Origin of the sequence: Pedobacter xixiisoli (assembly GCF_900215335.1) — a bacterium.
Taxonomy (GTDB): domain Bacteria; phylum Bacteroidota; class Bacteroidia; order Sphingobacteriales; family Sphingobacteriaceae; genus Pedobacter; species Pedobacter xixiisoli.
Genome location: NZ_OCMT01000003.1, coordinates 104,313 through 129,863 on the forward strand (window position 1 = coordinate 104,313; position 25,551 = coordinate 129,863).

At 39.1% G+C, this 25,551-nt stretch carries 26 protein-coding genes; 9 read left to right on the forward strand and 17 right to left on the reverse strand.

The annotated features are described in order from the left end of the window. Window positions 1-4: 4 nt before the first annotated feature. The 3 genes from CRO54_RS12655 (at window position 5) to CRO54_RS12665 (ending at window position 2,492) form a co-directional block, all read left to right on the forward strand. Window positions 5-499 carry a transcriptional regulator gene (locus CRO54_RS12655; protein ID WP_097132444.1) on the forward strand — a complete coding sequence of 165 codons (495 nt, stop codon included), beginning with the start codon at window positions 5-7 and terminating at the stop codon, window positions 497-499. Window positions 500-724: 225 nt separating this feature from the next. Then, window positions 725-1,360, forward strand: a complete 636-nt coding sequence (locus tag CRO54_RS12660) for a hypothetical protein (protein ID WP_097132445.1) — start codon at window positions 725-727, stop codon at window positions 1,358-1,360. A gap of 64 nt (window positions 1,361-1,424) precedes the next feature. Next, a complete protein-coding gene (locus tag CRO54_RS12665) occupies window positions 1,425-2,492 on the forward strand; it encodes an XRE family transcriptional regulator (protein ID WP_097132446.1) in 1,068 nt (355 codons plus the stop codon). Between the two features lie 57 nt (window positions 2,493-2,549). Here the strand turns inward: CRO54_RS12665 and CRO54_RS12670 are convergent, their stop codons facing one another. The 3 genes from CRO54_RS12670 to CRO54_RS12680 form a co-directional block, all read right to left on the reverse strand. After that, window positions 2,550-3,344 carry a hypothetical protein gene (locus tag CRO54_RS12670; RefSeq protein ID WP_138765819.1) on the reverse strand — a complete coding sequence of 265 codons (795 nt, stop codon included), beginning with the start codon at window positions 3,342-3,344 and terminating at the stop codon, window positions 2,550-2,552. A gap of 354 nt (window positions 3,345-3,698) precedes the next feature. After that, window positions 3,699-5,168: a HEPN domain-containing protein gene (locus CRO54_RS12675; RefSeq protein ID WP_171047902.1), complete on the reverse strand. Its 1,470-nt coding sequence runs from the start codon at window positions 5,166-5,168 to the stop codon at window positions 3,699-3,701. Between the two features lie 176 nt (window positions 5,169-5,344). Continuing rightward, window positions 5,345-6,028: a hypothetical protein gene (locus CRO54_RS12680; protein ID WP_097132449.1), complete on the reverse strand. Its 684-nt coding sequence runs from the start codon at window positions 6,026-6,028 to the stop codon at window positions 5,345-5,347. Between the two features lie 125 nt (window positions 6,029-6,153). Here CRO54_RS12680 and CRO54_RS12685 point away from each other — a divergent pair, with 125 nt between their 5' ends. Next, window positions 6,154-6,534 (forward strand): helix-turn-helix domain-containing protein, encoded by a 381-nt coding sequence (locus tag CRO54_RS12685; protein WP_097132450.1) that lies wholly within the window; start codon window positions 6,154-6,156, stop codon window positions 6,532-6,534. Between the two features lie 74 nt (window positions 6,535-6,608). Here the strand turns inward: CRO54_RS12685 and CRO54_RS12690 are convergent, their stop codons facing one another. The 6 genes from CRO54_RS12690 to CRO54_RS21220 form a co-directional block, all read right to left on the reverse strand. Further along, window positions 6,609-7,067 carry a JAB domain-containing protein gene (locus CRO54_RS12690; protein WP_097132451.1) on the reverse strand — a complete coding sequence of 153 codons (459 nt, stop codon included), beginning with the start codon at window positions 7,065-7,067 and terminating at the stop codon, window positions 6,609-6,611. A gap of 185 nt (window positions 7,068-7,252) precedes the next feature. Further along, window positions 7,253-8,296, reverse strand: coding sequence for an IS110 family RNA-guided transposase (locus CRO54_RS12695; protein WP_097132452.1), 1,044 nt, complete (start codon window positions 8,294-8,296; stop codon window positions 7,253-7,255). Between the two features lie 466 nt (window positions 8,297-8,762). Then, window positions 8,763-9,716, reverse strand: coding sequence for a DUF5712 family protein (locus tag CRO54_RS12700; RefSeq protein ID WP_097132453.1), 954 nt, complete (start codon window positions 9,714-9,716; stop codon window positions 8,763-8,765). A 1-nt stretch (window position 9,717) separates the two neighbouring features. Continuing rightward, window positions 9,718-9,993, reverse strand: coding sequence for a hypothetical protein (locus CRO54_RS12705; protein WP_097132454.1), 276 nt, complete (start codon window positions 9,991-9,993; stop codon window positions 9,718-9,720). A gap of 11 nt (window positions 9,994-10,004) precedes the next feature. Then, a complete protein-coding gene (locus tag CRO54_RS12710) occupies window positions 10,005-10,265 on the reverse strand; it encodes a BfmA/BtgA family mobilization protein (protein ID WP_138765820.1) in 261 nt (86 codons plus the stop codon). A 320-nt stretch (window positions 10,266-10,585) separates the two neighbouring features. After that, on the reverse strand, window positions 10,586-10,780 hold the full coding sequence (locus CRO54_RS21220; RefSeq protein ID WP_179747344.1) for a hypothetical protein: 195 nt from the start codon (window positions 10,778-10,780) through the stop codon (window positions 10,586-10,588). A gap of 643 nt (window positions 10,781-11,423) precedes the next feature. Between CRO54_RS21220 and CRO54_RS12725 the strand changes: the two genes are divergently transcribed. From CRO54_RS12725 to CRO54_RS12745, 5 genes are all read left to right on the forward strand, one after another. Continuing rightward, window positions 11,424-11,855, forward strand: a complete 432-nt coding sequence (locus CRO54_RS12725; protein WP_097132457.1) for a helix-turn-helix domain-containing protein — start codon at window positions 11,424-11,426, stop codon at window positions 11,853-11,855. Between the two features lie 484 nt (window positions 11,856-12,339). Continuing rightward, on the forward strand, window positions 12,340-15,381 hold the full coding sequence (locus CRO54_RS12730; protein WP_097132458.1) for a TaqI-like C-terminal specificity domain-containing protein: 3,042 nt from the start codon (window positions 12,340-12,342) through the stop codon (window positions 15,379-15,381). Continuing rightward, entirely contained in the window at window positions 15,362-16,078 is a 717-nt protein-coding gene (locus tag CRO54_RS12735; RefSeq protein WP_097132459.1) for a hypothetical protein, read from the forward strand. Before CRO54_RS12730 ends, CRO54_RS12735 begins: the two co-directional genes overlap by 20 nt. A 311-nt stretch (window positions 16,079-16,389) precedes the next feature. Further along, window positions 16,390-17,655: a hypothetical protein gene (locus CRO54_RS12740; RefSeq protein WP_097132460.1), complete on the forward strand. Its 1,266-nt coding sequence runs from the start codon at window positions 16,390-16,392 to the stop codon at window positions 17,653-17,655. Then, the gene (locus CRO54_RS12745; protein ID WP_097132461.1) at window positions 17,652-18,695 is read left to right on the forward strand and encodes a hypothetical protein; all 1,044 of its coding nucleotides are present in this window, start codon (window positions 17,652-17,654) and stop codon (window positions 18,693-18,695) included. The genes CRO54_RS12740 and CRO54_RS12745 overlap by 4 nt, the downstream gene beginning before the upstream one ends. Window positions 18,696-18,713: 18 nt before the next feature. Here CRO54_RS12745 and CRO54_RS12750 read toward each other — a convergent pair whose 3' ends face one another. The 8 genes from CRO54_RS12750 to traK form a co-directional block, all read right to left on the reverse strand. After that, window positions 18,714-18,947 (reverse strand): hypothetical protein, encoded by a 234-nt coding sequence (locus tag CRO54_RS12750; protein ID WP_097132462.1) that lies wholly within the window; start codon window positions 18,945-18,947, stop codon window positions 18,714-18,716. Between the two features lie 360 nt (window positions 18,948-19,307). Then, window positions 19,308-20,333: a hypothetical protein gene (locus tag CRO54_RS12760; protein WP_097132464.1), complete on the reverse strand. Its 1,026-nt coding sequence runs from the start codon at window positions 20,331-20,333 to the stop codon at window positions 19,308-19,310. A gap of 58 nt (window positions 20,334-20,391) precedes the next feature. Further along, window positions 20,392-21,762 carry a hypothetical protein gene (locus CRO54_RS12765; RefSeq protein WP_097132465.1) on the reverse strand — a complete coding sequence of 457 codons (1,371 nt, stop codon included), beginning with the start codon at window positions 21,760-21,762 and terminating at the stop codon, window positions 20,392-20,394. Beyond that, window positions 21,743-22,369, reverse strand: a complete 627-nt coding sequence (locus CRO54_RS12770) for an MT-A70 family methyltransferase (RefSeq protein ID WP_097132466.1) — start codon at window positions 22,367-22,369, stop codon at window positions 21,743-21,745. Before CRO54_RS12770 ends, CRO54_RS12765 begins: the two co-directional genes overlap by 20 nt. A 10-nt stretch (window positions 22,370-22,379) precedes the next feature. Next, window positions 22,380-23,225 (reverse strand): conjugative transposon protein TraN, encoded by an 846-nt coding sequence (gene traN, locus CRO54_RS12775; protein WP_171047904.1) that lies wholly within the window; start codon window positions 23,223-23,225, stop codon window positions 22,380-22,382. 22 nt (window positions 23,226-23,247) lie between these two features. Then, window positions 23,248-24,465, reverse strand: a complete 1,218-nt coding sequence (gene traM / locus CRO54_RS12780; protein ID WP_097132468.1) for a conjugative transposon protein TraM — start codon at window positions 24,463-24,465, stop codon at window positions 23,248-23,250. 11 nt (window positions 24,466-24,476) lie between these two features. Then, on the reverse strand, window positions 24,477-24,926 hold the full coding sequence (locus tag CRO54_RS12785; protein WP_097132469.1) for a hypothetical protein: 450 nt from the start codon (window positions 24,924-24,926) through the stop codon (window positions 24,477-24,479). A gap of 2 nt (window positions 24,927-24,928) precedes the next feature. After that, window positions 24,929-25,549, reverse strand: coding sequence for a conjugative transposon protein TraK (gene traK, locus CRO54_RS12790; RefSeq protein ID WP_097132470.1), 621 nt, complete (start codon window positions 25,547-25,549; stop codon window positions 24,929-24,931). Window positions 25,550-25,551: the final 2 nt, after the last annotated feature.

Below are 25,551 nucleotides of genomic sequence, written 5' to 3' on the forward strand. Positions count from 1 at the left end.
TATTATGGAAACTAAGAAAGTATTGAATAGAAACAATGAACCTTCTGATGAGTTACATGAATTTGTTTATAAAACTCATAAAGGTTTAAAACTCCAATATGAGGAGGTATATTATTTAGATTATGATGTTGACGAGAATACTGGCATAATTGACCAAACTAAATCAGTCAAACATTATACTAAGAATCAAATGGAGAGAAATATAAAAGCACTAAAAAATGCTTATTTCATTGCTAAGGGAGCAGCTGCACCCAGTGAAATCATTAAGTTTAGAAATCGTTACGATATTCCTGCCTCTACATTTAGCATCGTTTTAGGATTTAGTAAAAATACTATTTCCAATATTGAAAACGATGGTATTACTTCATTGCCAACAGGCAGGTTAATTAAAATGTGTCTTGACAACAAAGAAATAGTTATAAACTATCTCAAAATGTGTGATGAAATAGATAAGGTAAAAAAGACTGAAATTTCTAGAAGGCTTGAAAGCTGCTACTGAGAACACTTATTACATTGATAAATGCCCTTATAAGTAAGGGCATTTTTATTTGAATGACCACATTTTAAGTCCTTACAGATTCAATATATTTCAAGTGAAATACAACTAATTGTTGAAAATTATTTACAACTTTTGTGTAAAAATTATTTATGTTTGTTTTGTCGTAATATAGAAGCATTCATGGCAAGGCTGTAGGTGCTAGTTATTTTAATAAAAGAATAAACTATGAAAAGTAATTTACAAGAGCAACCACAAGAACCAAGGAGAGGGAGTTTTTTATCTGGTCTATCTCCGCAGCAAGATTTTGAAAGTGCCATGGCTTCTGAATTGCCAGTATTTCTTCAGATCCAAGAGAGAGCCTTGGAGATGATGCGAGATGAGTTGAGTGAAAAACACCCAAGTTTTCAAAACAGGAATTCTAAAGCAAACAGGATGAATGAAAACATCAAAGGGTTGTTGTTTGAGCATTATCCAGATCAAATGAAAGAGACGTTTTCTAAGAGATTTTATTTTGAGAAAGTTGGCGAATATATTATCTTATTCAAAAAACTTAGCGAGGCATTTATGCCAATGAATATATCGACGAAAAGCGTAAAGAAGATCTTATCTCAACTTTCTTTAGATTTTCCAGAAGTCCCAATTGTTTTTGTAGGTTACATTCCAAACCTTTCATGGGAAGAACTTAAACGCGTTTGCGCTGTATATATATCTAGTGGAAAGGTAATTTGGGTTTCAGATCTACGTAGGTTTGATGACGGAACCATTGCTCTTGACATGTTTGGAAACAGTCCTGACGACGACGCTCCAATCCTTGTTCGCCCTAAAAATAAGGCAAACAGGCAGGAAAATAATATAAAATAAGAAACGTTAATTTATTATTGGGGGTGCTTAACCGTACCCTTCATACTATGACAGATAAAATATAATGGACATCAATTTCAGAATGCTGCCTCTTGCAAGGGAATCGAGAGGCATGACACAATTGGAATTGGTTACAAAAGTTCCTAATTTAAGTCAAGGAAATTATTCGAGAATGGAAAAAGGGCTTTTGCCAATTCCTAAAGAAACGCTTGATAATATCTCTAGCGTTTTAAATTTTCCTGTATCTTTTTTTTGCTATAGCAAGCTTTACACTGATACAGCAGAATATTTTTATCGGAAGAGAGTAACCATGCCAAAGAAGGAACTGATTAAACTCGAAGCAAACTTCGACATAATCAGAATTTGGCTGGAGCAACTATTAGGGGATGTTGAAGTGCCTGACCTTTCTTTACCTACAATCGAAGTTGAGGGGAACAATACGCCTGAAGAGATTGCAAGGAAAATTAGATATGCCATGGGTATTCCCAAGGGGCCGATTGATAAGCTGGTTAGGGTCATAGAACAACATGGAATTTTGGTGTATTTTCTGAGACAATCGCCTGATAAATTCGATGGCACAACCATTATTACCTATTCGGGTCAAAGGATAATTGTTATAAATGATAATCTTCCAAACTATCGAAAACGCTTCACGATTGCGCATGAGTTCGGACATGTAACTATGCACCTACCGTATTCGCCAATAACAGAGCCCTATCGAGATGTAGAAAACGAAGCGGATAGATTTGCGGCTGAATTTTTAATGCCAGAAATGGATATTCGCAGAGATTTAATAAGGTTTAAGTATAGTTTGTTGACCGATTTGAAAAGGTATTGGAAGGTTTCTAAAGCCGCATTGATTAGACGTGCTTATGACCTTAAGTTCATAGACCAGTCAAAATATACGTTTATGATGATCGAGCTTAGTAGATATGGTGAACGTAGACAAGAAAATTCTGATGTAGATTTGGATCATCCCCTTATCCTTGCCCAAATTATCAAGATATATGGAGAACAACTCAATTATGATAAGCAGGACATTTATAACATGATTAGTATAAGTCCGGATGATTTTGATTTTTATATCTTGGGTAAAGATAAGGAGACAAAAAAGCTAAGGATTGTAATTTAGTAAACCTCCCTTCTAACCGTAAATGCATCGAATTCATATTCGATGCATTTACGGTTATTAAACTTTTATGTAGGCCATTGCCATTTCATAAGCTTCTTTGTATTTCTCTGGTGAATTTCTTTTAAGATTCGAATTTACCTCTTTCTGGACTTCCTCATCCAGTTCGTATTCCTGTATTCCGAAATTGGCGATAATGTTTGATAATGGCTGTTTTCCCCATGAGTCTTCGGCATCCCCGTCTGGATGTATTACTACGCTATGGCAAAAACCTAGACTAGAATTACTGTAGGCATCTATATATTTTTTCGCTATAATTCCGAAAACAGGAAGATTGGAAATCTCTCTTTTAGCTTCCGCATAGACTGCGCACCATCCAAAATTAAACTGTGCGGCAATGTGTGCAGGAATTTCTGGATTTAATCTGATAGGTAACTTATTCAAAAAGTTCCGATTATTAATTATAGCTTCTTTTGCTTTCGCTATTTCAGTTTCTGAAGGTTTAACTCTTAGTGGCAATGTCATTAATGTTTCTTCACTATAAAATCTTGTTAAAACAATCCCTTTTCCAGTCACTCTTTTTTGGGCAATTGGGGTTATGACATAATGCGCAAAAGCCTGTGCTCGCTTCTTTCCTCGGAAATCGTAAACCGTGTCATTATCAACACCCACGTAAACCCGTAAAGACTTCATTTGTTCTATTGGGTCATTTTCGGAAATGCACCACCAATCAACATGAAGTAACCATCCCGTAATCCTTGAAAGCGCAATGGCAAAATTAACCCCATCCGATAACTCCCAGCTTTTAAGAAGAGTTTCAGGAAATTCAATGTCAGCCCTTTTTTTCTTTTTCATCTGCATTAATTTATATTCTAATATAATTATTAATCAGACTTGTAAAAACATTAATAGCACTTAAGGCGCGCAAAAAGAAAATGTCCTTTCATCAAAGATGAAAGGACATTTTTAACCTAGATTTTCCCAAAAGGCTCCCAAATCTCTTTTAGCTAAGTTTTCTAAAATACTACTTGTATCTTGTGAGTGACGATACGAGTACCGTAAAAATTCCCACTGCAATCCAAACTTTCAAGCGATTTACCCTCCGTAGAGGCAAAAGCGGGAACTGGTGCGGACAAGAGCGTGGGCGTTCCGCAGGCCGAAAATGAGCGAGGGGAAAACTCAATCTAAAATCACTTTAAGATATTGCTATTATTCGTTAGATGCCAGTGCCTTCGCCTCGTTAATGAACAACAACGTTCGCCTATACAATTCCCATTCGTTACCCCAATTGTAGCTTTCGTACTTACCGTAGCGTGCCATCGACTGACCTTCCGACAGTAGCGCAAACATCGTCCTATCAGCTTCCAACAATCTTGGGAAACACAGACTTACCGTAGGCCAGAACATGGCGCATATATTCAACAGGTGTCCAATTCGGTGCATATTGGGACTATATTGAAGGTATCTGAAGATCAGCCCCAAACAGTTTTGTTCTACAGCTTGGCACATTGCCGAAAAGGCAAGTACCATGTGTCCCTCATCCAAGAGTTCGCCAGAACTATTACAGAGTACATCAGCTCTTGTAATCCTGTAGCCCATGCTCTGTTTTAATTTATCAGCACTATATCTGATAATATCAGATGCGATCATTTTCGGAGGGATCTCATTTCCCACCAGCAATTTGCCCGAAGTGGCAATGGTATGGAAAAAAATATGCCCCTTGCGTACCGCTGTAGAGAATTCCGCCTCATTATGTATCAGGAGCAGCACCGATATGTAATCGCCATATTTGTTCTGTATATGATGCTGGATGTCATGACTGTAGGGATAAACAACCTCACTGACGACCAATAGATCATAGTGTATGCCATTTTTTAGGCTTCTGTCAATACTATCGAATATGCCGTCCTTTGTGCAATTGGATGTACGCATGCCTATCTGATAAATGACACTAGGTTTAAGATATTGCGAAATGATCTCCAATATACCTGTCATTTCCTCTCCACAGGTTTGCTGTTCTTTACTTTCCAAAACCTGCAAAGGTATTTTGATATCACTTGGTATATGTGTGGCAATGCTATCCGCCTTTGAAAGTAGGATTTCCATCTCTGCTTCTACAGCATTACGGAATTCCTCCGCTAACAGATACACCGCCTTTACATCTATTCCTTCGGCAGAAAATCCGCTCTCGTACCTCACCGCAGAATAGGCCTTGTCCAGCTTTTCCAACAGTCCACGGTCGAATGTGCTATCGCTAGGTATGATCCTGATTTCTGGCATCATAGAACGCAGGAACTTTAGATGTTGGCTAATGTTGTGCGTCCGTTTCTCCCGTCCACACATACCGATCTCCAAAGCCCGACAGCTCAATTCGCACACCTGATGCAACATAAATAATGCTACAGCGGCATCAGTATTTTCGATAAAGAACTTTGCGCCCCTATCGAACGAGGCGATGCGTGACATCGCCGCCCTAAAATTTGCCTCGGCCTCGGCAAACCATTTTTTGATCATGTCTTCGGAAAACGTTGGCATTTCATCAGCTCCACTGGCCTCATATAACATATTGGACACATCGCAATAGACCAGATGGTAGATACTGCCCTCTCTCTGCAATTTCCTGATCTCACTTCTGTCATAGATCTTATAGGTCAAGTCCTCATCCTGTTTGATCGCCATCCTGACGAAAGGCTCGAGTTCCCCGATTTTGATGCCATCTGACGATGATGCTATAATAATAAGGTGGAAACAATTTCTTCCACCGTGCAGATATTCCATTCCGTAGATGCGCTCTACTGCTATCGCATCGGCAATCTGCCCTGCAATAGCGATCTTTTGTTGCTTTTCCATAATTCCTAGCTACTTACCTTTTCGTATGTAATCTTTCTTCCCTCATTAGATTTATTGAACGATAGCTTGGGGTAGCTAGTCCTTGAAGTCATTTCGCAAAGCACCTTCATGACATGACGGGGCATGATATCCAGTTCAGTCAATAGACAGCAATGCTGATAGATTTCGATCGGCTCTTTAGGGACAGGCCAGTTATCTTCGAGTTCCACATCGAGTATCTTGCTTATCTCATCCCATTTCTGTACCTCGCTCTGCGGAAAAGGAAGATGGTCTGGATTTCGTTCAAAGAGCTTGAAGACCAATCTTTCCGCACCAATACTATCCAATAGGTAAAGGGCATGTTCTATCAATTTCCTGCGCTTAGTCCGAACCATATGGCAAAGACAGTCGCCAGTCGCAATGTCCGAACTGAAAAGGATAAAGCTGCCTAGGGATTTCTCCCCGAGAGCGGAAAGGATACCCATGAGCATACCTATAGTTATTTTCTTGCGGGCAAGCCTTTCGAACCTGCCCACAGGGTCGCTATCCAGGCCCATAATGAACGATACCTCATCTGGAGCATATCCCTTTGATATCCTGAGCAACATGATACCGTACAGTACATTCACATCCGCTAGGGAGAGTTCTGCCTTGTAGTGGCCTACACGTTGCACTTTGCCACCGAGCAATCTGTCATCTTGATTTTCCATTGTATTTAGAATTAGTTAATAATCCTAAAGTTCGAATGGCCATTTGCCGTAACCTACCAATTATATTGGTATCTTACCAACGAACCGTAGTTCCGTACTATTTCAGAATTTATTATATTTGCTTTATGGAAACGCCTACAAAATCTAACAAAGTGCATCTCGGCAGGAAGATCAGCCGCATCAGGGAAATACGTGGTATCAAACAGGATCATCTAGCCATTGAACTTGGCGTAAGCCAACAGACTATCTCAAAAATTGAGCAAAGTGAGGAAGTAGATGATGCAACTTTAGAAAAGATTGCTACCGCATTAGGCATCACGATCGAAGGAATAAAAAACTTTACTGAGGAAGCTGTATTTAATTACTTTAATAATTTCCACGATAGTAGTACAGGAGATTTTCGCCAACACTGCACGTTCAATCCTATAGATAAAGTTGTAGAACTATATGAGCGTTTACTTGCAAGCGAGCGTGAGAAGATTGAATTGTTCAAAAAAGATAGATAAAATAATAGTTTTAATAAAACAAAAGAGACAGCTCAGATCAGGCTGTCTCTTTTGTTTTCGGACGCATCGTACAATCACATATACGCTTCTTCGGCCATACTGAGGTAACCATTTTCACTGATGATCAGATGGTCATGGATTTCTATTTCCAAAATCTTACCAGCTTGCTTGATCTTTTCGGTCAACCTTAAATCTTCATGGGATGGTTTCAGGTTTCCGCTAGGATGATTGTGGCAGAGGATAATACTTGTTGCGGTAGCCTTCAATGCAATTGAGAAAAGTACCCTGCTATCTATCACGGTAGATCCGCCACCGCCTGTTGAAAGGTTGACGATGCCAAGCACCCTGTTATTCCTGTTAAGCAGTATCATCTTGGCCTGTTCTATAAAACTGATCAGGTTCATATCCCAGCTATCTAACATTACCCGATAGGCTTGTTCGGATGTACTGATCTGTGGTCTTTCCTGAGCTTTGAAATGTGGTCTGTAGCTTAGTTGCACTTCGGCAACCTTGAAGATTTCTTTCTGTTCCATTGTTAATGTATTTAAATTAATGAATGGAAGCCTTCAATCTTTTTGTCCAACTAAGCAAAGGAGGAACGGAATAAATGGGTTGGAGCGCAATGGCCATGAGCGTTTATGCCGTAGTTCCTTTAGGCGTGTTGGACAGAAAGGTTAATTTTGTGGAAGTTATTAATTGGGATTTTCATCCCTATATACTAATCTGGAGTGTTTTCCACTTTGTCGGGTTTGTAGTCGACCTGGAACAATCGATCCTCTCTGACACATGTAAAAATTCTAGCAAGCATTTTGAAACGTATCGCATTGATCACGCTCATCTTTGGTTTGCCATCTACCACTGTCCTCCGATGAAAATAGCTGGCGAGTTCCGGGTCAAATCTTTTTGCAGAAACTGCGCAGGTGTGCATTAGGGACTTCATTTGTCTATTTGAATGCTTTGAGACACGCGTCCTTAATCTAACTGATGTACCGGATTTATATTCGAATGGGGCTACGCCACAATAACATGCAAATTTTTTGTGGTCGTTGATGTCGAGGAACTCATTTGTCGTCAGTATAATTTTTAGGGCTGTAACATCGCCTACACCTTTGAGAGAAGTGATAATGGCCATGAGCCTATTGAGCCTTTCATCTGATTTCCAAAGCTTCCTGATATAATCTTCAATGCCAATGATATCATTAGCTAGTGATGACAGCGTTCCCTCACACAACTTCTTGTTTACATCGGAAGCTGTTTTCTGGATAAAGGAGGTTTCTTCACCCAAAGGTGTCCTCAGGGATGTCTGTACCGAAATAAGTCTTTCCCGCAAAGCGGTCAACCTCGTCAACTCTAAAATTATCGGACGTTTTACCTGCCTCAATAGAAGTTCGTCCCTACTTTTGAGAAGATATCTGGCAATCCTTTGGGAATCCAGTTTGTCATTTTTCCCTCTGATCGTTCCCAAAGAATTTTTAATATGTAGGGCGTTCTGGACTATAACATTTGCTTTGATCTTTTCCAGAACTGCCAAAAGATGATTACAGTATATGCCCGTCTGTTCCATTCCGAAGACTGAACTACGGATACTTACACCGTGCTCCTGTTTAGCAGCCTTAATGAAATTTTGGATTTCGTATGTGTTATTACCAATTTTATAATGTGCTAAAGTTGTCCTCCTGAACATCATGGTGATATCCAGGTCATTCTTGGACACGTCAACGCCGAAGAAATGGTCAAATCGCCAATTTTTTATTTTTAACATCTTCCCGATAGCTTAATTCAATCTACCAATCAGCCTTTTCTAGGCAATTGAGTGTCTTTTATAAACAGCCAAAATGGAAAATTCGTATTGATGTAGTCGAGAAAGAAAAATATTTATACCTGAGAATTATTAACTGCTCTATGGTACTTTGACGTATTGAGAAAATTTCAAATGTAAGATTACACCTCTTCTACGGTCGGGACTTTAGCTTTTTATTAGGTCATACCTTTGCTATTTGTAAGTCATCCCAACCGCACTGATATTGCTCGATGTTCCATTCGTGCTCCCTAATAGGTCTTTCCTCGGAGGTTCTATAATTCTGTCGGATACAAGGAAATCAGAAAGAGGTGTCGTTGTGTAATTTAACTAAACTAAAATTTTCCAGAGGGAATACAAAATTTCCCCTTGTATCAACGCTATTTTCCAATACAACATAAGCTAGTACCTGTATCAAAAAACTTCAGGTTTACCTAACTAATCCCTGATCGATACCCTGTTTTTTGCGTTTGCGCTTTTTCAACTGATCAGGAATTTGCGCCTCTGGCTCTGTAGTCGGATGTAGAAGCAATTCAAATAGTTCCACACCTCCAGCTTTGAAGAAAATATCCTTAGTGGAAGACTTTCCAGTTGCAATCTCGCTCGCAATATCATTTTTTAAAGTGTTGATCGGAACATTTTCAAAGATTTTCTCTAGGAAGTCCAATTGTTTTCTCTGCTCAACAATGCCATTCTTTAGGATATTGGCATAAACCATTTTATCTTTTAACTGTCTATCGAAATCAAATGTCCTATCGAACAAATCCTCGCCACATTGTTTGAAAGCAACACGATTGAACTGTCCAAGCTTTCTGAAATGCGCTTCATTTCTACCCCTAGAATTGTTCATCGGACTGAGTTTGATACTGTTTGTCACATCCTTTCGGCTGACTATGATCTGCACGTGCAACTGGTTTCCATCCTTCAGCTCGCCCCGCTTTTTCTTGCCACTTATGACTTCCTTATCCTTAAAGCCATAATAGCGATGGTTTTCGATCTTTCCAAACCATAACAGGTCTTTCGACGAATTCACTCCCTCTCGTTTGAAATTTCGGGCATATTCATCCATCAATCTTTCTGAATACGATTTCAGTTGATCTTTTATATCCATTTCGACATATTTTTCAGCAAGGTGCTTTAGCTCCTTTTGGCTGGGGTTGATATTGATCAGAAAGAATTTCGCATCGCCCTTTCCAAGTTTGGCAACATTTCCGTCTATTACTTGCCGAACCTCATAAGGTTCAAATCTACTGCCCACATGATTGAACCAATATTCAGGTTCTGATTTGTAGTCCAACCTATTCTCCTTTTCCAGATAATGCACCAGTTCTCCACTGCTGCCTTTATTCTTTGCAGTTTTGCTGTCTGTAATGTTGATATACATCTCACAATAAATCTAATTCCTTACGTGCCCTGATTGCGAGTTCCTCCTTATCCTTTGCCGAGCTCATCAGGCCTAAACCTTCCCGTTCCCTGACATATCGGTTAAGGATCATGGCACATTTCTGTTTCAGGAGTATTTTGGTTTCCGCTTTTTTCTCGATATAACCGAGGGTCTCTTTTACAGATGATAGTCCTTTCATATGGCTGGATTGATTTGAAAGTACCTGATCGTTGTGTTTCAGCACTTGACTGTTGAATGAAGAAGCGATCTTTTTCAATATTTCCAGTATTAAAGTAGTTCCCCTTTGATAGGAATCAATAGATCTTTCTCTTGCGTTCTTATGTAACCGATGCTGTCCTTTTGTCCCTTGACGATGGTGTTCTTTAACAGTTCATCATTCATGTCTTTCGGGTCTTTCTTGCTACGATAGAAATAATCTATCATCTGTGATAATACCTGACGCTTAGATCGCCCCAATTTACTTGCGATCTTTTCAAACTTGACAGCATCAGCAATCGAATATTTAACTGTTCTCAATGTTTCCTGCATATTCATCTACCTATATATCCATATATTATCCGTCCAGAACCCCTCGTAAGGTTCCTTTTTCGCACTTGAATGCTCTTTGAGAGTGGTGAAGAACCCTCGGAGGGTTCTTCAAACCCCCACAGCGCAGCGTGGGGCAAGCAAACTAGGGCGCAGCCCAAGTTCCGCTTGCTCCATTTTTTTTTGAAAAATGGACTTCCTGCAATATGCTTATCCCTCAAAGTTTCCCCTCAAAATTCAACAGCCTTATCCGACTGGCAATCGTCGGATGATATGAAGGTTCGTATTCCAAAAGCCCATGATCGACCAGATCGCTCATACATTTATGGTAGGTCGTAAATGAACGGATAGCCGAATATTTCATCAGCTCCCTTCTGGACACCCGGAAACTTGTCGAACTTGGAAGCTCTGGCCTTAGCGGCAAGTATCGCCGAGAATAGGCTGATATGGGATTGGCGGAAAATCTTTGATCTGCTTGCCAGTTTCAAAAAACTGGCGAGTATTGTTGCCGTTTCCATCATGACCTCCCGATTTCGCCCAACAATTGTTCTATATCAGAGTGCGCATAATAGAATATACCACCCAACTTTTCATATTTCAGTACCCCCTTGATGCGTAGGTTCTGTAAAGTCCCTGCTGAAATTTTCAGTAGCTTTCGCACCTATGAACTTCTGAGCCATTTCTTTTCATTGTAGCTCTCATTATTGATGTTAAGTTTTTCCAACTTCTCGAAAATTTCTTTTTTGAACGCTTCGAGGTCCTCCCTAGTAATCAAATCCAATGTCGTCATAAACCAATATTTTAGTCGATGATACTGCAATTACATCATAAACCTTGTTTTAAGTTCTCTAGTAGAGAGAAATTTTTAATTCGAAGGTTCAAGAAAATTGCATAATTAATTAAGACACGAAGTTGCACGAAGCAATCGAGAGTTTATGGGTAGTCCTTAGGGAGGCACCTAAAAAATTGTCAATAATAAACTGAACGGCTTCCAGTTCGCTATCAAACTGTGAAGGTAGATAAAAAAATGGCGGACTACTATTGCATTACTGTAATATAACACAGAAATTATCTAAACTTGGAAGCAAATAAAATGAACAGGGATCACATAAGGTATAAACTAGGCACTCTTTTCTAGATGATCCTAATTCACACAACCACATGGATGTGTTGCCATGTTTACGATTTCAAAATTACACAATAAAACCATTTGCGCAATCTTATCCAAAAGAACCGCAAAGTATTGGTGAGCATATTAAAAAGAGACGCTTTGATCTAAACCTTATGCAAAGCGATATTGCTGCAACATTTGGAGTATCTATTGCGACAATCCACCTTTGGGAGACCAATAGAGCTGAACCAATGGTAAAGTACTATGCGAAAATTTCTGATTTCTTGCAGTTTGATTTATTCAAAGTCGATGACTCAACATTTTCAGGAAGAGTAAAAAGTTACCGTTACAAAAATGGTCTTACCCAGAAGGCACTTGGCAAAATGCTCAATATTGACGGTAGCACAATTACAAGTTGGGAATTGGGCGAATTTCGACCGAACAAAAAAATCTTGGAAATGGTTGAACAATTGATCGGATGAGAATAAAGAGATAATTAACGATTTCAACTTTACTAATTGTTAGATTTTCTTAGCAAACGAACCATATAGATTCTCTCAGCACTGCCGAGAGTTTTATGCGATTTCGAACATTTTAATTGTCGCACCGGTGGGAGACAATTAAAATGTTCTTTAACAAAACCAATTTAAGTGTATAAGGAGAGTACAACTTTAGCTAAATTAGGAAACCAACTAATGTATTTTTACGCGAACAAATTGATAATGTTATGACAAAAACCCCATTAACTATATCAACTAGTATAGCGTGGCTATTTGGCCAAATAAATGTCGCAAACGCAAAAGGTGCATTAATCAAACCTTTAAAAAATGTCTATTGAGTTTACTTTTAGACAGTTGGTTGCATACAAATGATTTGCTGATATTAAGGATGTCCATTCGATATTTTTAGCTAACTTCACTCGCTTGAAAACACTGTGCTACAGTAAACATAATAGATAGGCAATCAATGAATTATAAAGATTTCTTTTCGGTATTGGGCTTTGACTTTCAGGTTGATCTGCAAGCAAAGGTTATTGATATTGAAAAAGAAGCAAAGCTATCACAAAAGCTCGAGAACTCGGTTTTCTTTTACAAAAGCCCAAACAACACAAACACCTCCTTTTATCTACTTACAACTCCTTTAGAAAGCGAAGAATTGGCGCGCTTCCGAAAATATGTCTGGAACAAAAACGATGCTGATATTATTTTTCACTACCAGCCCGGCAAGAATAAACTGGTGATGATGTATGCCAAATACTCTCCGAAGGTTACAAACGAAGAAAGTAAACTGGACATTTTTACAACCGACCTTAAAGACCTGGACAAAATTGAAAAGATTAAACATTGGAAGTTTGACAGTGGAGTATTCTGGCTTAATTATCGAAACTTTATCAATAAGTCGAAATATAAGGGTGTTGATAAGGAATTGGTAGCTGCACTAAAGGCATTGAGGGAGCAACTGAACCATGTTCTGGCGCAGTCCATTAAAAGCGATACTAATAGAAACGAATTGGTACAGGCATTGATCGACCGTACGCTCTATATCAAGTACCTTGAAGATAACCACATCATCAATTCATACTTTTACGAATATTATTTTAACGATACCGAGCTGAACTATGAGCGATTACTCTTAAATAGTTCGAATGCCGATATTAATAAATTGTACGGCATTATCCATGAGATCTTTAATAATGCGCTGTTCGACCGACCCACTATCGAAGAAGGATACCTCACAGGTGAAGTTCGCAGTCTCATAGCGACCTCCTTTAGTGCTAATCTGGATACAGGACAGCTAAGATTGTACGATTTTGGATTTGATATATTGCCTGTTGAATTCATCAGCTATATATACGAAGTATTCCTTTCAGAAAAACAAAAGGAGAATGGTATCTACTATACGCCAAAAAAACTTGCACAGCTGCTAGTAGATGATGTGATAAAAGAGGACAGGATAGGTTCTGTTTTGGATCCATCAAGTGGTTCGGGAATGTTCCTAATTGTGGGATACCAACGCCTGTTAGAGATTGCGAAAAAACAGGGCTTAGAACCACAAGATAGTATAGAAAAGATACGCTACCGCACAAAGCTTTTATCCGAAAATATATTTGGTATTGAGAAAGAGCTAACTGCGCAGCGTTTTACACTGTTTTCCCTATCCCTGCAAATTTTTGTGGGTATTGATCCTGATGATATAAAAGATTTCATTGCCAAAGAACTAAGGGATAATAAAAAGATAGACCTGTTTTCCGAGTACTCGTTTTTCAGCAACATTCGTCATGCCAACACCCTAGATATTGCAGACAGACCTTTTGATAACCAGTATTTCTCATACTTGTTGGGTAATCCACCTTTTTTTGAGATCCCTAATACCGAAGAATTCAATACCGAAATCTCCTTTTTAGACTATTACCCAGTGGCTAATAGAAGCAAGCAGGTTCAGTCGGCCCGACATATAGTCGGAAGGTCCCAGATATCTCAATGCTTTTTCCTGAAGATGAAGGTTTGGAGCAATGAAAATACACGGTTTGGATTTGTTTCCAACAGTTCCAGCTTCTATAATGACTACTCGGAAGCTTTTCAAGAATTTTTCTACGCGAGCTATGGTATTGAGAAGGTTTATGAGTTATCCAGGGTAAAAAAGATTTTATTTGAGAAAGCGACAGAAAGTGTAGTAGCACTCATTTTCAGTAACCGTGTGGATAATAACACAATAGGTTACTATCCTGTTGAAATGGGAGTGTTTTCTGAACGGCCCTTTGAATTACTTGTAATTCAGGATGACAAAGTAATTGAAATTGACCAGAATGATCTTTTGAATGGACAGGTTAGATTAAGGGACTTTCTTGTCGGAAATTCGTATGATAGTCTACTAGTGAAGAAGCTTCTTGATCTTGACCCTTTGGACAATTACATCTTGAGGGAAGACAACCTATTTTTGCACAGGGGTATTGATATGGCTGGTTTTGAGGAAATTGAGCGGGAGTTTAATGTTAGCAAAGACACCTGGAAATCGTTGTCGAAAAACCAAAAGAATGAATATTATAAAATGTTTCGGAAAAGGTATTCGAGTCCGGAACAGAGTGATAAATTTCCAGTACCTTTTATAAAGCCCAGTAACATTGAAAAGCACACGATCACCTCCTACAATTCGTATCTGGGAGAAGATATTTCCATGTTTCACAGACCCCGAAAAAAAGAACTATATGAAGGCAAGCGGATCGTGTGGAGTAGAATAGGTAAATCGCTAAAAGCGGTTTATCTACAACACCTACTATATTTTGATTTTGATCTGTATGTGCTAAAATTAAACGATGATCTACGGTATGAACTGATAACTACAATATTAAATAGTAATCTGATTGATTACTTTATCAACATTCACCTTAAGAAAAGGATAGACAGCTCCTATCCGAAAATCGGTATCGATGATATAAGGAAAATCCCACTACCCTTTGAGATCGGGGACAACATGCTTGCTAAGATCTCAACTTTCAGCAGAGAAATTTCCGCAGGAAAATACAAATATGAGGATGTAAAAGATGAACTGAACGAACTGATCTATGATCTGTATGAGCTTTCGTATTGGGAAAAGCAACGCATTAGGGATTATTTCTTGCCCAATAAAAAGATTGGTAGGCGGTTGGATGAACTAAAAGATTATAAAGCGATCTTGAAGGAAATAATTGGTTTCTATTTCGCCTCACCTATCACAGTTGATGAAACTTCCACCGATTTTGACATGATCGTCATCAAGCTCTCATTTAGTACAAGATCGGATGACAAACCACCTGCTCAAAAGACTAAAAATTACCTGCTCAATGAAATTTTTGAACAGAACTCAGATGCAAATTTCCTGGCAAGCCAGGAGAAGATATTCGGAACGGATTGCGTATATATTATAAAGAGGGATTTGAACGGAAACTGGACACAGACAAAAGCCTTTGAGGATGGACAGGATATCCTGAAACATTTAATATCATTTGACGATGGAGAGAGAGTACATTAGGATAAAAAAACCTTCTCCATTACCGTTTGATATCCGCGAGTTAAAGAATTTGGACGATGGGTTTTGGAAAAATTGGATATTCTACTATTTGTTGCAGTTCTATAAGAACTATGATAGCTTGGAATTGAAACACAAGATTGATGAGGAACGAAAAAAACAGTTCCCGCGTATAGAGCGGGAAATAACCAAGTTTTTAAGGCTAAAGTTGAATGCCGATCGGGAATTCGGATTTCACTTTAGTGCCAAAGGGGAGGTAACTAATGATGAAAGTGTAGAGGGGAATTATGACATTAATATACATAGTACAAATTGGAAGAGTAAGGACTTTTTTTTCGAATGCAAAAACCTTGATGGTAGTCAGGACCTGATAAACAAATATGTTTGTTACAATACCTACAAAAAGGACGCATCCGACCAGCATATTTTTGACGGAGGCGTATTAAGGTATTTTAACGGAAAGTACGCCCAAAATTTAAGTTTTGGTGGGATGATCGGGTTCATCTTGAACGGAGACAACACCACGCTTAAAACCAATCTCTTTACGAAACTAAACGAACAACTTAGCACAAGCCCTGAGGGCGATCTGATTAGCATCACAGATAATGTAATCGAAAACAACCCCTTTACCTTCGATACACTGCATAAGCGCCAGCATAAAGAATTTAAGATCCACCACCTCCTTTTTGATTTCAAATAGCAAAACATTTAAACGGTAACGAAAGCTCAGACGACTTGCTGTAAACCAATTGCTATGTCACTAAACAGTTACCTAAAATTTTTTCTGGTTAGTGCTTAATCATCATTGCCTCTGCGCAAAATTTTCTCGCTAAATAGGTGTTTTATACAAATTTTTCTGGTTAATCGAGATGATTAAAAGATTGATCTCTATTTTTTATTATCAAAATAGTTTAAAAATGAGACGTCTATATTATTGTAGACAAATGACTTTCGAAAAATGTTATATTTGAAAACAACAAAAGGAGTGAACTTTATTTGACGCCTCACCAAATGGATAAAAAAACAACGGGATCATGGTTGATCCATCATACCAATAAATTACAGGGAATAACGAGTCAAGAAGATTTTAAAAATACCTTTTTAGCAGGAAAATCGGGAATTTTGCTTTCTGCAATATCAGCAAATGCTCAAATGTCCGTAAATAAAGAAAGATTGGAAGTTTTGGCAAAAGCTGCGAATATCAGTACGATGTTTGAACTTCCTAAGCTTTTAGAAGTTTTAAAGAATCAAGGTTTGATTGATATTTCAGCTAATGGAGGTATTTCAGTATACGGTGTTACAACGGCTGTGACTTTACAGCATACAGCGGATATTTTTGATGCTCTAGAACCCAGTGCAAATGAATCTGCGTCTATTGCACTTGCTGAAAGAGCATCAATTTCACCAGTATTGACTACTGACATAAGAGAGGAAATATCAGACACATTTAAACTATCATCTTCAGATACCGCACAGCTTCTTCTTCAAGCTGAAAAAATAGGTTTTGTTGATGCTGAAAATATCTCAAAAGATGATAAACTACTTTTCAATGGTAATTTATTTAGAAGAGATACAACTAAAAAAGTTATGTCAGTTATGGATTCTTTAAAAGCAGATGAAAAAGCTCAACTAGTTGAGTTGAGCGAAATACTAAAAGCCTCTGCTTGCGTTCCTGTAGATCACGCAAAGACATTACTAGGCAAAACTCTTTTTGAAAAAGTAACTGCTATTGGATTATATGATATCAGCATCGTAAGTAATTCAAAAGAAGAAGTAGGGTACTTAACGCTTCCATCTGCATTTTCTAAGTTTAGCAATTCAATGATTGATGATGCCTTTGATTTAGCTAAGGCGTTTGTTAGTTCAATTACCTACGGAATGACTAAGAGTTCATATGTTAGAGGGCAAATTCAAATGGTAGATCAACTACTAAGTGCTTTGGTTCGAGGAGAATCAGTAGGTCCAGTACAGGCAATTGCTGAAGATTATAAGGTATTGGAACTAAAAGGTGTTGTTCAGGTACATACAGGAACTAAAAAAGGGCGAACTGGTCCGATGTTGAAATTACTAAAAAAAGAAGTAGGCGAACTTGCTTTACAAGCTATAAGGCAAGGCGATGTAAGCGAACATTCACTAACATCTTTACCTACTGCGGCTGTAACAACATTTAATGGTCCTGAAACCAATCGAGAAGTTAGCAGGCGGACACAAGCAGCTAATAATCCCAAAGCTACAAACGAAATGTTATCAATTTTAAGAACCGGGGGTGGAATATGAGTTCAAATCAACAAAAGCTAACGAAGGGTTACAACATGGAGGAGTTATTAAGAAAATATTTCCTTAAATCGGGTTACTATGTAGTTCGTGGTGTGCCATTTATATATGAGGGATTTGAAGTCACTGATATTGACATTTGGTTATATGGAAGGACATCTTCATTTTCACGAGAAATTATTATCGTCGATTCCAAAAATAAAAAAACCCCACAAGCAATTGAAAGAATATTTTGGGTTCAGGGTTTGCGAATCGCAACAATGGCGTCAAGTGCAATTGTTGCAACAACAGATAGGCGCCAGGAAGTAAAAGATTTTGGAAAGAAACTCAATGTAACAGTTCTTGATGGAACCTTTTTAAGTAGATTGGTAAGTTCTGATAATTCCACCGACGATCGTTTAACGGATGAAGAGTTTTCTAATGCAATTTCGTCTTACGAATTAAGTAAGCTTGACGGAGATTGGAAGGCTAGGTTAAAATTTTCTAAAAGTCTTTTATCAACGGGCTTGTCTTTCGATAGCTGTAACAAGTGGCTTATTGAAGCAAAATTTTTTGCTGAACAATCAATCACAAAAACAAATCAACATGAATTGGCTCTAAGGTGCTTGTATTTAATATGTTCATTTGTAGCCGTGTCAATTGACTTCGTGTTGAAAGAGATATCATTTCAGGAACAACCAGAAAGGATTATGTTAATCAAAGACGGTATTACTTATGGTTCTCGTGGTAATGCAGGAGTTACAAAAATGATCAATCTTGCAATGGGCTTAGTAGAACAACATGCCAAAGATGGTAAATTAATCTCGCAACAAGTAAGAAATAGTGTTGAACATCAATTTGAACAACTAAACACTGGTATTTTGGCGGAATATTTTTCAAGAAGTGAGGTTTCAAGAAGCTTGTTTAGCGTAGCAAAAGAGCTGGAAAAAATGGCTATGAACCGAGAGTTTTTATCTCATCATACTGCTTCTGTGGAAACTAAAGGTTTGCTTTTTTGCTTATTAGACTATTGGGGAATTTCTAGGACTTATTTTATCAAGTAAATGAAAATGGGCACATGATTAATGCATGTGCCCCTTCTTAATTATGTTTTCAATAATTGAACGTTTAACTTTTGCTTCGTCATCAGAAACTTGAACATACGTCACTGTGACCTTATACATTTTTTCCTTTTTCTTGGAAAGAACAACTTTTTTTGAAACGCTAGTTCTAACGCAGTCAGGATGTTCAATCTTTGTTTTTCTAATGACCCCACCTGAATTGGCTACATCCATTCTTTTATTAAGATTTTCCATAAACTTATCACTTTATTCAACCTCACTTTTATGTAGATCGGGGATATCGAAGTGTACATACACTAAGTACTATTAATATTAGTAAGATAGATTTCACTTGCCCTATTTCTCTTAAAGGAGGGGACATATTTTAAATACCCATATTCATTCAGATCCCTCACGCATTTCTGATAGGTCAGCCTTGAAACTTTTGCTATTTCCTGGACCTGTCTACTGAAAGCAAATAAGGGAACAGCAAAACAATTTTGTTGCCAGTACTGCAATAAAGCAGTGTACACTCCAATGTGTGTAATACTGATCCGTCCATCATCTTGGATGCTACGGAAGAAATTATCTAATTGCGCCGATTTATTCATCCTATTAATTTTTTGAAATGTTTAACTTATTTTTACTCTGTGGCACCTTAGCTAGTTTAATCGTCAGAGGTTGTGCATTCTTTCTCGATAGCATCTCACTTATTGTCACCTTATTGTTTTTGGAATCGTAGATATCAATTGTTCGGAATTGAGGACTAGCCTCAATTTCGTACGTTCTATGGTTCCTTTTTACCAGTACCCTTTCACCCTGACAGAGTAAAGAAGCCAATTCATCGATCTGTGAGCTGGTTTGGTAATCCTTCAGCTTAAGATCCTTAATCAGTTTTTTGATATCAAAACCTTCTACATGTTGGATTTCCTTTATTCCAAAATGTCCATTGATATCCTTATCATTACGGTCTAACATGACCCAAGTGTCCTGAACTTTTATCGCCCTTCCCTTTAGTAGGTTATAGTTTTCTTGGGGACTAATGATGTATCCATTGGTCAGCCGAACATTTTGGGTTCTACCCAAACCGGTATCTTTATCGTTGCTAAGACTAGCATGTTGAGAAATTTGATATTCCCCCAAATTGTCCCGTTCGAACGTTAATTTGCTGTCCAATATTTCATTTCTGCTAATAAGCTTTCCTTCAGCAACAGAAAATGCAGTTTGCTCGCTGTGCATTTTCTGCAGGACTGTACTTAAATGCTTCTTCATCCCAGCCTTATCAAGGAGTTGATAAACCTTGGCATCGCTGATCTTTTGTTGCTTTTTCAGCTGAGCTATGTAAAATTGTCGTTTAACAGGCAAAACCAGCAACCTTCTAAAAAGACGAACAAAAGTATTCGGGTATGCCAATCTTTCTAAATGGCGCCGTTCCTGCTTAAGTGCCACTAAAGAAAATCTTTCACCTGGATCTTTAGTATTTCTGTAATGAATGGAAATCTTCTCGAAGGCCCTCAAATTATGACGGCACAAGGCTTTGTTCTTTGCTATGTCTAAAGAGAAAATTTTACGATGATCTTCTACGACGTTCTGCCACTCTCTAACCGCCAATTCGATTCGATTTAATTTCTGCGTACCCATACTCTTAAAGATTTTTAGCCAATAAATTAGAGGGGGAAGCCCCCCCTCTAATAGCTAACTATGCTGATATTTTTTTGCCTCTAACACGCTTTACACCTTTGGTAACTCCTACGTTTTCAGCTTTTTTTTGATTAGTAACATCAGGCTTTTTACCTTCTACCTGATTTGAATTCGTCGTCAAATTTTCGCTAGTTTTCTCTGAGGAAGTTTTCAGAGCAGCCTGTTCATTTTGCTTGGCATCCAAGGTACTACCTTTGGTCTGCGAGTGGTCCTCTGCAGCTTTTGAACTTGATGGTATCTGTCCTTGATGAGTCTCCTTTGTACTGTCAGCAACTTTTGAACTGTTCGATAGCTGCTGATCCCCAGCTACATTTTTTTCCTCCGCTTTTTGCGGGGCTACCTTGATCTGACTCTCTATCGTTAATCGACCAGTATCCGGATCTCTGAAATCGAACTTCCGAAACTGTGCGTTCAATGTGGCAAGACGTGTGTACTCAGTTTTACCTTTTTCGAATGTTACCGTCTGAATGTTACCTTTTTGAAACCCTTTTATTAGCATTTCCTTTGACTGCGGATGTTTTAATTCCTTAAACGGAAACTTTTCCACCATCTTTTCAATATCTATGTTAAAATGTCTTTTGTAATCATAGATACCTTTGTCCGATACCTTCGAATAATCGATTTCAAAGCAGGCACTATACTTCTCATCAGTTCCATTTTTATTCATAACCTTATGAACTGCCCGACCCTGCATCAGGTTGTAAGCTTCCTTGAAGGTAAAAGTACCACCGCTGTTGTTGACAAAAAACGTTTGTTTATTGGTTTCCTTTACACCAATCTTTTTCAGTTCTGCATCATACTTGTTAAAGAAGTACTTTTCACTCTTATCCGACTTTTTAAAATGCAATACGGCATTCAAGATTCCGTCTGCATGTACAGCAGCAACCTTTAGCTGGATATCCTCTTTTCCACTATTGATCGCTTTTCGTAGTTTCTCAACGTCAACTACATCACCGAACCCAGTGTACAATAAGCGCTCCTGCAGGAACGCTAAGATTTCTTCATTTGTTTCCATGATATTCTCTCCTTTATTAATTGTTACTTGTTTAGTTACATTCTCATTGCGGGCGATGATCATCGCTTTTACATCAACAGCTCCGTTGCGGTAAATGAAATCCTGCTTACCATTGATCGCATCATATAGCACACGATATACAGACCTGGTGCTCAGTAGCTCGTAGTTATCAATTTCTGTCGAGCTTGAGAGACAATACCTATTCGCTTCCTGGTATGTCTGGAAGCAGCTTAATTGGCTAATCTCGTTCGGTTCTGCTCCATCCAGGTATGCCACAAACTCGAACCCATTGTACCATCTTTCTCTTTCGAGATAATCAGCAATTGAAATTCTATCATTCGCATTGATCAACATTTACTCCCCCTTTCATTGCTATTTTTATTGATCCTTTAACCTCATTACCAAAAACATCCCATCCGTCATCTTTTGCGCTAGGACTACTGTTGCCGTCTCGGGCGAACAGTTCAATCCGCGATCGTTGACCGAACAGTGCTACAATTCTTCGCCGGATCTCGACCGGTTTTTCGGAATGCCGTCCCAATTTTGAGATCAGAACCTGACGGATATTTTTTGCCATCCTTTTCAAAGGTTTTCCTCGTGTCGCAAGAAGCACGATTTCAGCATTTGCTCTTGTATAGTATCCCATTCCACAAAAGAGCTTCCCATTGTTCTTATTCTCCTTTATCCACGTAAACGCAACGGTCTTGTAGGTAAAGCCCCAACTTTTGACCAGGTCCAAAGCTTGCGCAAGACATGGAAACGTCGCCCACATCAAAAGCACACTGTCTTTATTTGCGATGGATTGGATATCCATTAACTTCAAATAGTCTAATCCCTGTGTTAGGTAGTGCTGATCAGGACTGCGGCCTTCACCTTTCTTCGACCAGACCCTAAAGTTCCATGGCGGGTCAGCGTATATGATCGAATACTTTTTCGCAACCTCCTTTCTCATTAATTTCATCTTTAAGTTTCTATTTAAATGGTTTTGCCTTTAAAAGTTCACGGTTTGAAACCTTCATTTGAAGGTGACGTCCGCCATTCTTTTCCATTAATTGGATCACCAGATCCTTTTGATCCGGTATCGTAAATTTTGGGAGAGCGAAAACGAACATATCGCGTGTTTTGCCCGGGATGCCTTCTGGACTTTTGCTGACAAAAATTGGCAGCACTTCCAACTCTTGGGTAGCAGTCCTGACAGCCCGTTTCTGGTCACGGATGTAAAATCGAAGTTGGTCGATGTCATATCCAACATTGGTGTAATTGGTAATCTTAAATTGAAAATAGATTACATTGTTCCTGATAAACAGTTCACGTAAATTGAACGCAATTCCAAAAGCTTCTTTTTGTCTTCCCCGAACATAGTTTCGATTAGCCAATAATTTATTTGAACATTCCCGAACCTCCGATTCATTGAATTCTTCTTTTGGAATAAATACAGAACTGCTAGAAACACTACCTGTGCCTTGCAGAGAAAGATTGATCGAAGTAGGATTTGCAGCAAACTTCACTACGAACGTGTTCAATTTACCATCAGCTGTTACCACACTCACATTTGAAGTAGTGAAATTAGCTTTAGCAGCTTTAAGTTGTAGGATATTCTCCACCCCAGAAGCTTTTTGCGCCAATATCTCCTGGCTGCCCCGATCTACGCTTACTATGGCATACGGAAATATGATATTGCTAGTTTTGGTGTTACAAATTTCCAGTTCGTATGAACTCAACTCATACAACTTCTTTTCACCGTTGTCCTGTGCATACAGGCAAATGCCATTTATTGACAGGACAATACCTAATAACCCTTTACTTAACTTTTTCATACATCTTCGTTTTGATTTGTACTTACATGCTGGAATTCTGTTTCTGCTTTTCATCACGCAACAGGATCTGGTATCCAGCTTTTACCTTAACCCTAATCAGTTTTGCCTTCTTGGAGAAAAGTCCCTTGATCATTTCCACGCCGGCGCCAGCTGCCTGTGATCCCCAGGAAGGATCAAGACCACTAAGGCTGATCGATTGCATCGGTCTATCAGCGGACTGCTTGGCAACATCCCTGGTGATTGAACCGGGGACATGTACCCCGTCTATACCATCCATATCAAAAACCATAAGATCTACCGGAAACAACGAACTACCATAACGAACACTCTCAATCCTGATCCCTAACCTTTCGCCAGATAGCTGCGCACTACCGAAAACGAAATGATCTTTGGGAATTTGTACCCCATTAATGTATACATCATCAATTAACCTCATCTTGATTGTCGAACCATTGACCACCACCTGGTCTTCGTGAACTACGGCCCGAATGGCGTTGTTTTCGATATCAGCAAAGCCGCCCTGATCCAGCGAATAAAAACCATTACTGCTATCTTTTTCCTGTTTTTGACCAAGGTGTGTCACCTTATTGCCTTTAGCCTTACGGCTTACCGCGAAAACTTCACCTCTACGTTTGGAGGAACTTTCTCGCAGCCTTTCGTTTGCCAATTCGGGATTTTGTATCTCCATCACTTTATCAAGCAACGTATTAAGCTGATCGAGTTCCGGATCAGCTTGTGACTGTGCTAGCTGATTTATATATGCCGACTGGTAGGCTGCATCATAGTTTGATGTGCCGTGGCTACCCCCATTGTAGGAACTCCGGTTTTGGTAACTTACCGGTTCGCTCCACTGGTGAGCAGGCTGCTGATATCCTGACTGGATCTGTCTTTCCAGATCATTTAATCCCTGATAGATTTGGTTGGCACGGTGATCTCCATAGGGATTTGCAACGTGCCCTGATCCATATCTGTAGTTGGTGTCAAGCTTCATCTGTTCCAAGAGTTTTGCGCTGTCCTTTTCGGCAAGCTCATAATAGCTAAGTTTATCCTTTGGCTGGTTGGCGTTATTAGCTCCTGGCAGTTCAGTATTCAACGCTGCCGTATGTTGATCCATATCTTGTCCAGCAGATCCACTTCCACCACCAAGTATCCAGAACAACAAGACAAGGAACGGTAACGCAATTAATGGTAGCACAAGATAGAATTTACGATCACGTGCGATTTTTTCCTCTGTTTTCATAGCTCCTATATTTATTTTCCAACTAATTTTTCTAGCGCCTTTACACTATCCAGTAGTCCAGGACGGGCTTCCATGATACTATCGTAAGTTGGACGTCCAGTTTCCGAACTATATAGACTATCCATATATTTTCGAAAGGTCCTGATACGTTGAAGTTCCATACTATAGGCATCATGGATAATCTTCGATTGACCTGCCTTTTGGGGAACATGGATGTTGCCGAACCTGATCTCCCGTTGGGTCGGGCTGCCTATGAGTATCCAGCCATTGTACAAGGTGCTGAATGCTACAAAAAGAGAGAGAGAAACGAGCAATGTTCGTTTCGACCTCCCGTTCATTTTCCGATGCATCCAATCTGCCCATTTACGCTGCGCATGACCAAAAGCTTTTCTGAGGCCTCCGGAGATCCGACCAACTGCCTGTTCACGAGCAGCTGCAATATTCTTTCTAAATGCTTTCATGATTATCTCCTGTTTACTGTTTTGATATCCCGGTTTTCAATTGTGCTCCAACGTTCGATCAAGAAACCATGGGGATTGTTGTCGGAGCGTGATACGCTTCTGAGTGATCCGTCGGTGATTAGACTTCTCATCGTAACTGTTGTAGGCCTTACAATTTCTTGGGTGGCATAACATCTAAAAGTGAATGGTTCACTGTTAATATTGACATGCACACTATCAATGCTTATAGTCTGGTTGATGTTCCCTGAGATTAGATTGGCAAAATATCCGCTTTCCCGCATATCGTCATATAAGCGCTTCGCCGAACCATCGGCAAGATAAAGTGCACGGTTAATGTTCTCCTGTATGGCGTCGTCATCCGGATCGAGGGTAAAGAAGTATCGGTGAAATGTACGTACATGATCACGTGCCTCGACCGAAACATTATCTTTTCTGTCCGCTTGATAAGCATCCAGGACCTTGCCATGCGAAAGAATGTAGATCTTTTGCTGCATGGTCGATACAAGATTGAAACTCATGAATATGGCAAAACAGGTAATCAGAAAAAATGCACAGACAGCGACTACACAGAACCGTCTTACCTGACGGAATGCCATATCTATATTTTTTGCTTTGTTGAACATAA

Excerpts from the sequence above, each read along its gene's own strand:
- traN (WP_171047904.1), bottom strand. The coding sequence starts at position 23,225 with ATGAAAAAGTTAAGTAAAGGGTTATTAGGTATTGTCCTGTCAATAAAT.
- traM (WP_097132468.1), bottom strand. The coding sequence starts at position 24,465 with ATGAAAACAGAGGAAAAAATCGCACGTGATCGTAAATTCTATCTTGTG.
- CRO54_RS12660 (WP_097132445.1), top strand. The coding sequence starts at position 725 with ATGAAAAGTAATTTACAAGAGCAACCACAAGAACCAAGGAGAGGGAGT.
- CRO54_RS12770 (WP_097132466.1), bottom strand. The coding sequence starts at position 22,369 with ATGAAATTAATGAGAAAGGAGGTTGCGAAAAAGTATTCGATCATATAC.
- CRO54_RS12760 (WP_097132464.1), bottom strand. The coding sequence starts at position 20,333 with ATGGGTACGCAGAAATTAAATCGAATCGAATTGGCGGTTAGAGAGTGG.
- CRO54_RS12695 (WP_097132452.1), bottom strand. The coding sequence starts at position 8,296 with ATGTTAAAAATAAAAAATTGGCGATTTGACCATTTCTTCGGCGTTGAC.
- CRO54_RS12750 (WP_097132462.1), bottom strand. The coding sequence starts at position 18,947 with ATGGAAAATCTTAATAAAAGAATGGATGTAGCCAATTCAGGTGGGGTC.
- traK (WP_097132470.1), bottom strand. The coding sequence starts at position 25,549 with ATGTTCAACAAAGCAAAAAATATAGATATGGCATTCCGTCAGGTAAGA.
- CRO54_RS12670 (WP_138765819.1), bottom strand. The coding sequence starts at position 3,344 with ATGAAAAAGAAAAAAAGGGCTGACATTGAATTTCCTGAAACTCTTCTT.
- CRO54_RS12685 (WP_097132450.1), top strand. The coding sequence starts at position 6,154 with ATGGAAACGCCTACAAAATCTAACAAAGTGCATCTCGGCAGGAAGATC.
- CRO54_RS21220 (WP_179747344.1), bottom strand. The coding sequence starts at position 10,780 with ATGGAAACGGCAACAATACTCGCCAGTTTTTTGAAACTGGCAAGCAGA.
- CRO54_RS12665 (WP_097132446.1), top strand. The coding sequence starts at position 1,425 with ATGGACATCAATTTCAGAATGCTGCCTCTTGCAAGGGAATCGAGAGGC.
- CRO54_RS12735 (WP_097132459.1), top strand. The coding sequence starts at position 15,362 with ATGGAGAGAGAGTACATTAGGATAAAAAAACCTTCTCCATTACCGTTT.
- CRO54_RS12765 (WP_097132465.1), bottom strand. The coding sequence starts at position 21,762 with ATGTTGATCAATGCGAATGATAGAATTTCAATTGCTGATTATCTCGAA.
- CRO54_RS12700 (WP_097132453.1), bottom strand. The coding sequence starts at position 9,716 with ATGTATATCAACATTACAGACAGCAAAACTGCAAAGAATAAAGGCAGC.
- CRO54_RS12680 (WP_097132449.1), bottom strand. The coding sequence starts at position 6,028 with ATGGAAAATCAAGATGACAGATTGCTCGGTGGCAAAGTGCAACGTGTA.
- CRO54_RS12710 (WP_138765820.1), bottom strand. The coding sequence starts at position 10,265 with ATGCAGGAAACATTGAGAACAGTTAAATATTCGATTGCTGATGCTGTC.
- CRO54_RS12745 (WP_097132461.1), top strand. The coding sequence starts at position 17,652 with ATGAGTTCAAATCAACAAAAGCTAACGAAGGGTTACAACATGGAGGAG.
- CRO54_RS12740 (WP_097132460.1), top strand. The coding sequence starts at position 16,390 with ATGGATAAAAAAACAACGGGATCATGGTTGATCCATCATACCAATAAA.
- CRO54_RS12690 (WP_097132451.1), bottom strand. The coding sequence starts at position 7,067 with ATGGAACAGAAAGAAATCTTCAAGGTTGCCGAAGTGCAACTAAGCTAC.
- CRO54_RS12655 (WP_097132444.1), top strand. The coding sequence starts at position 5 with ATGGAAACTAAGAAAGTATTGAATAGAAACAATGAACCTTCTGATGAG.
- CRO54_RS12675 (WP_171047902.1), bottom strand. The coding sequence starts at position 5,168 with ATGGCGATCAAACAGGATGAGGACTTGACCTATAAGATCTATGACAGA.
- CRO54_RS12725 (WP_097132457.1), top strand. The coding sequence starts at position 11,424 with ATGGATGTGTTGCCATGTTTACGATTTCAAAATTACACAATAAAACCA.
- CRO54_RS12785 (WP_097132469.1), bottom strand. The coding sequence starts at position 24,926 with ATGAAAGCATTTAGAAAGAATATTGCAGCTGCTCGTGAACAGGCAGTT.
- CRO54_RS12730 (WP_097132458.1), top strand. The coding sequence starts at position 12,340 with ATGAATTATAAAGATTTCTTTTCGGTATTGGGCTTTGACTTTCAGGTT.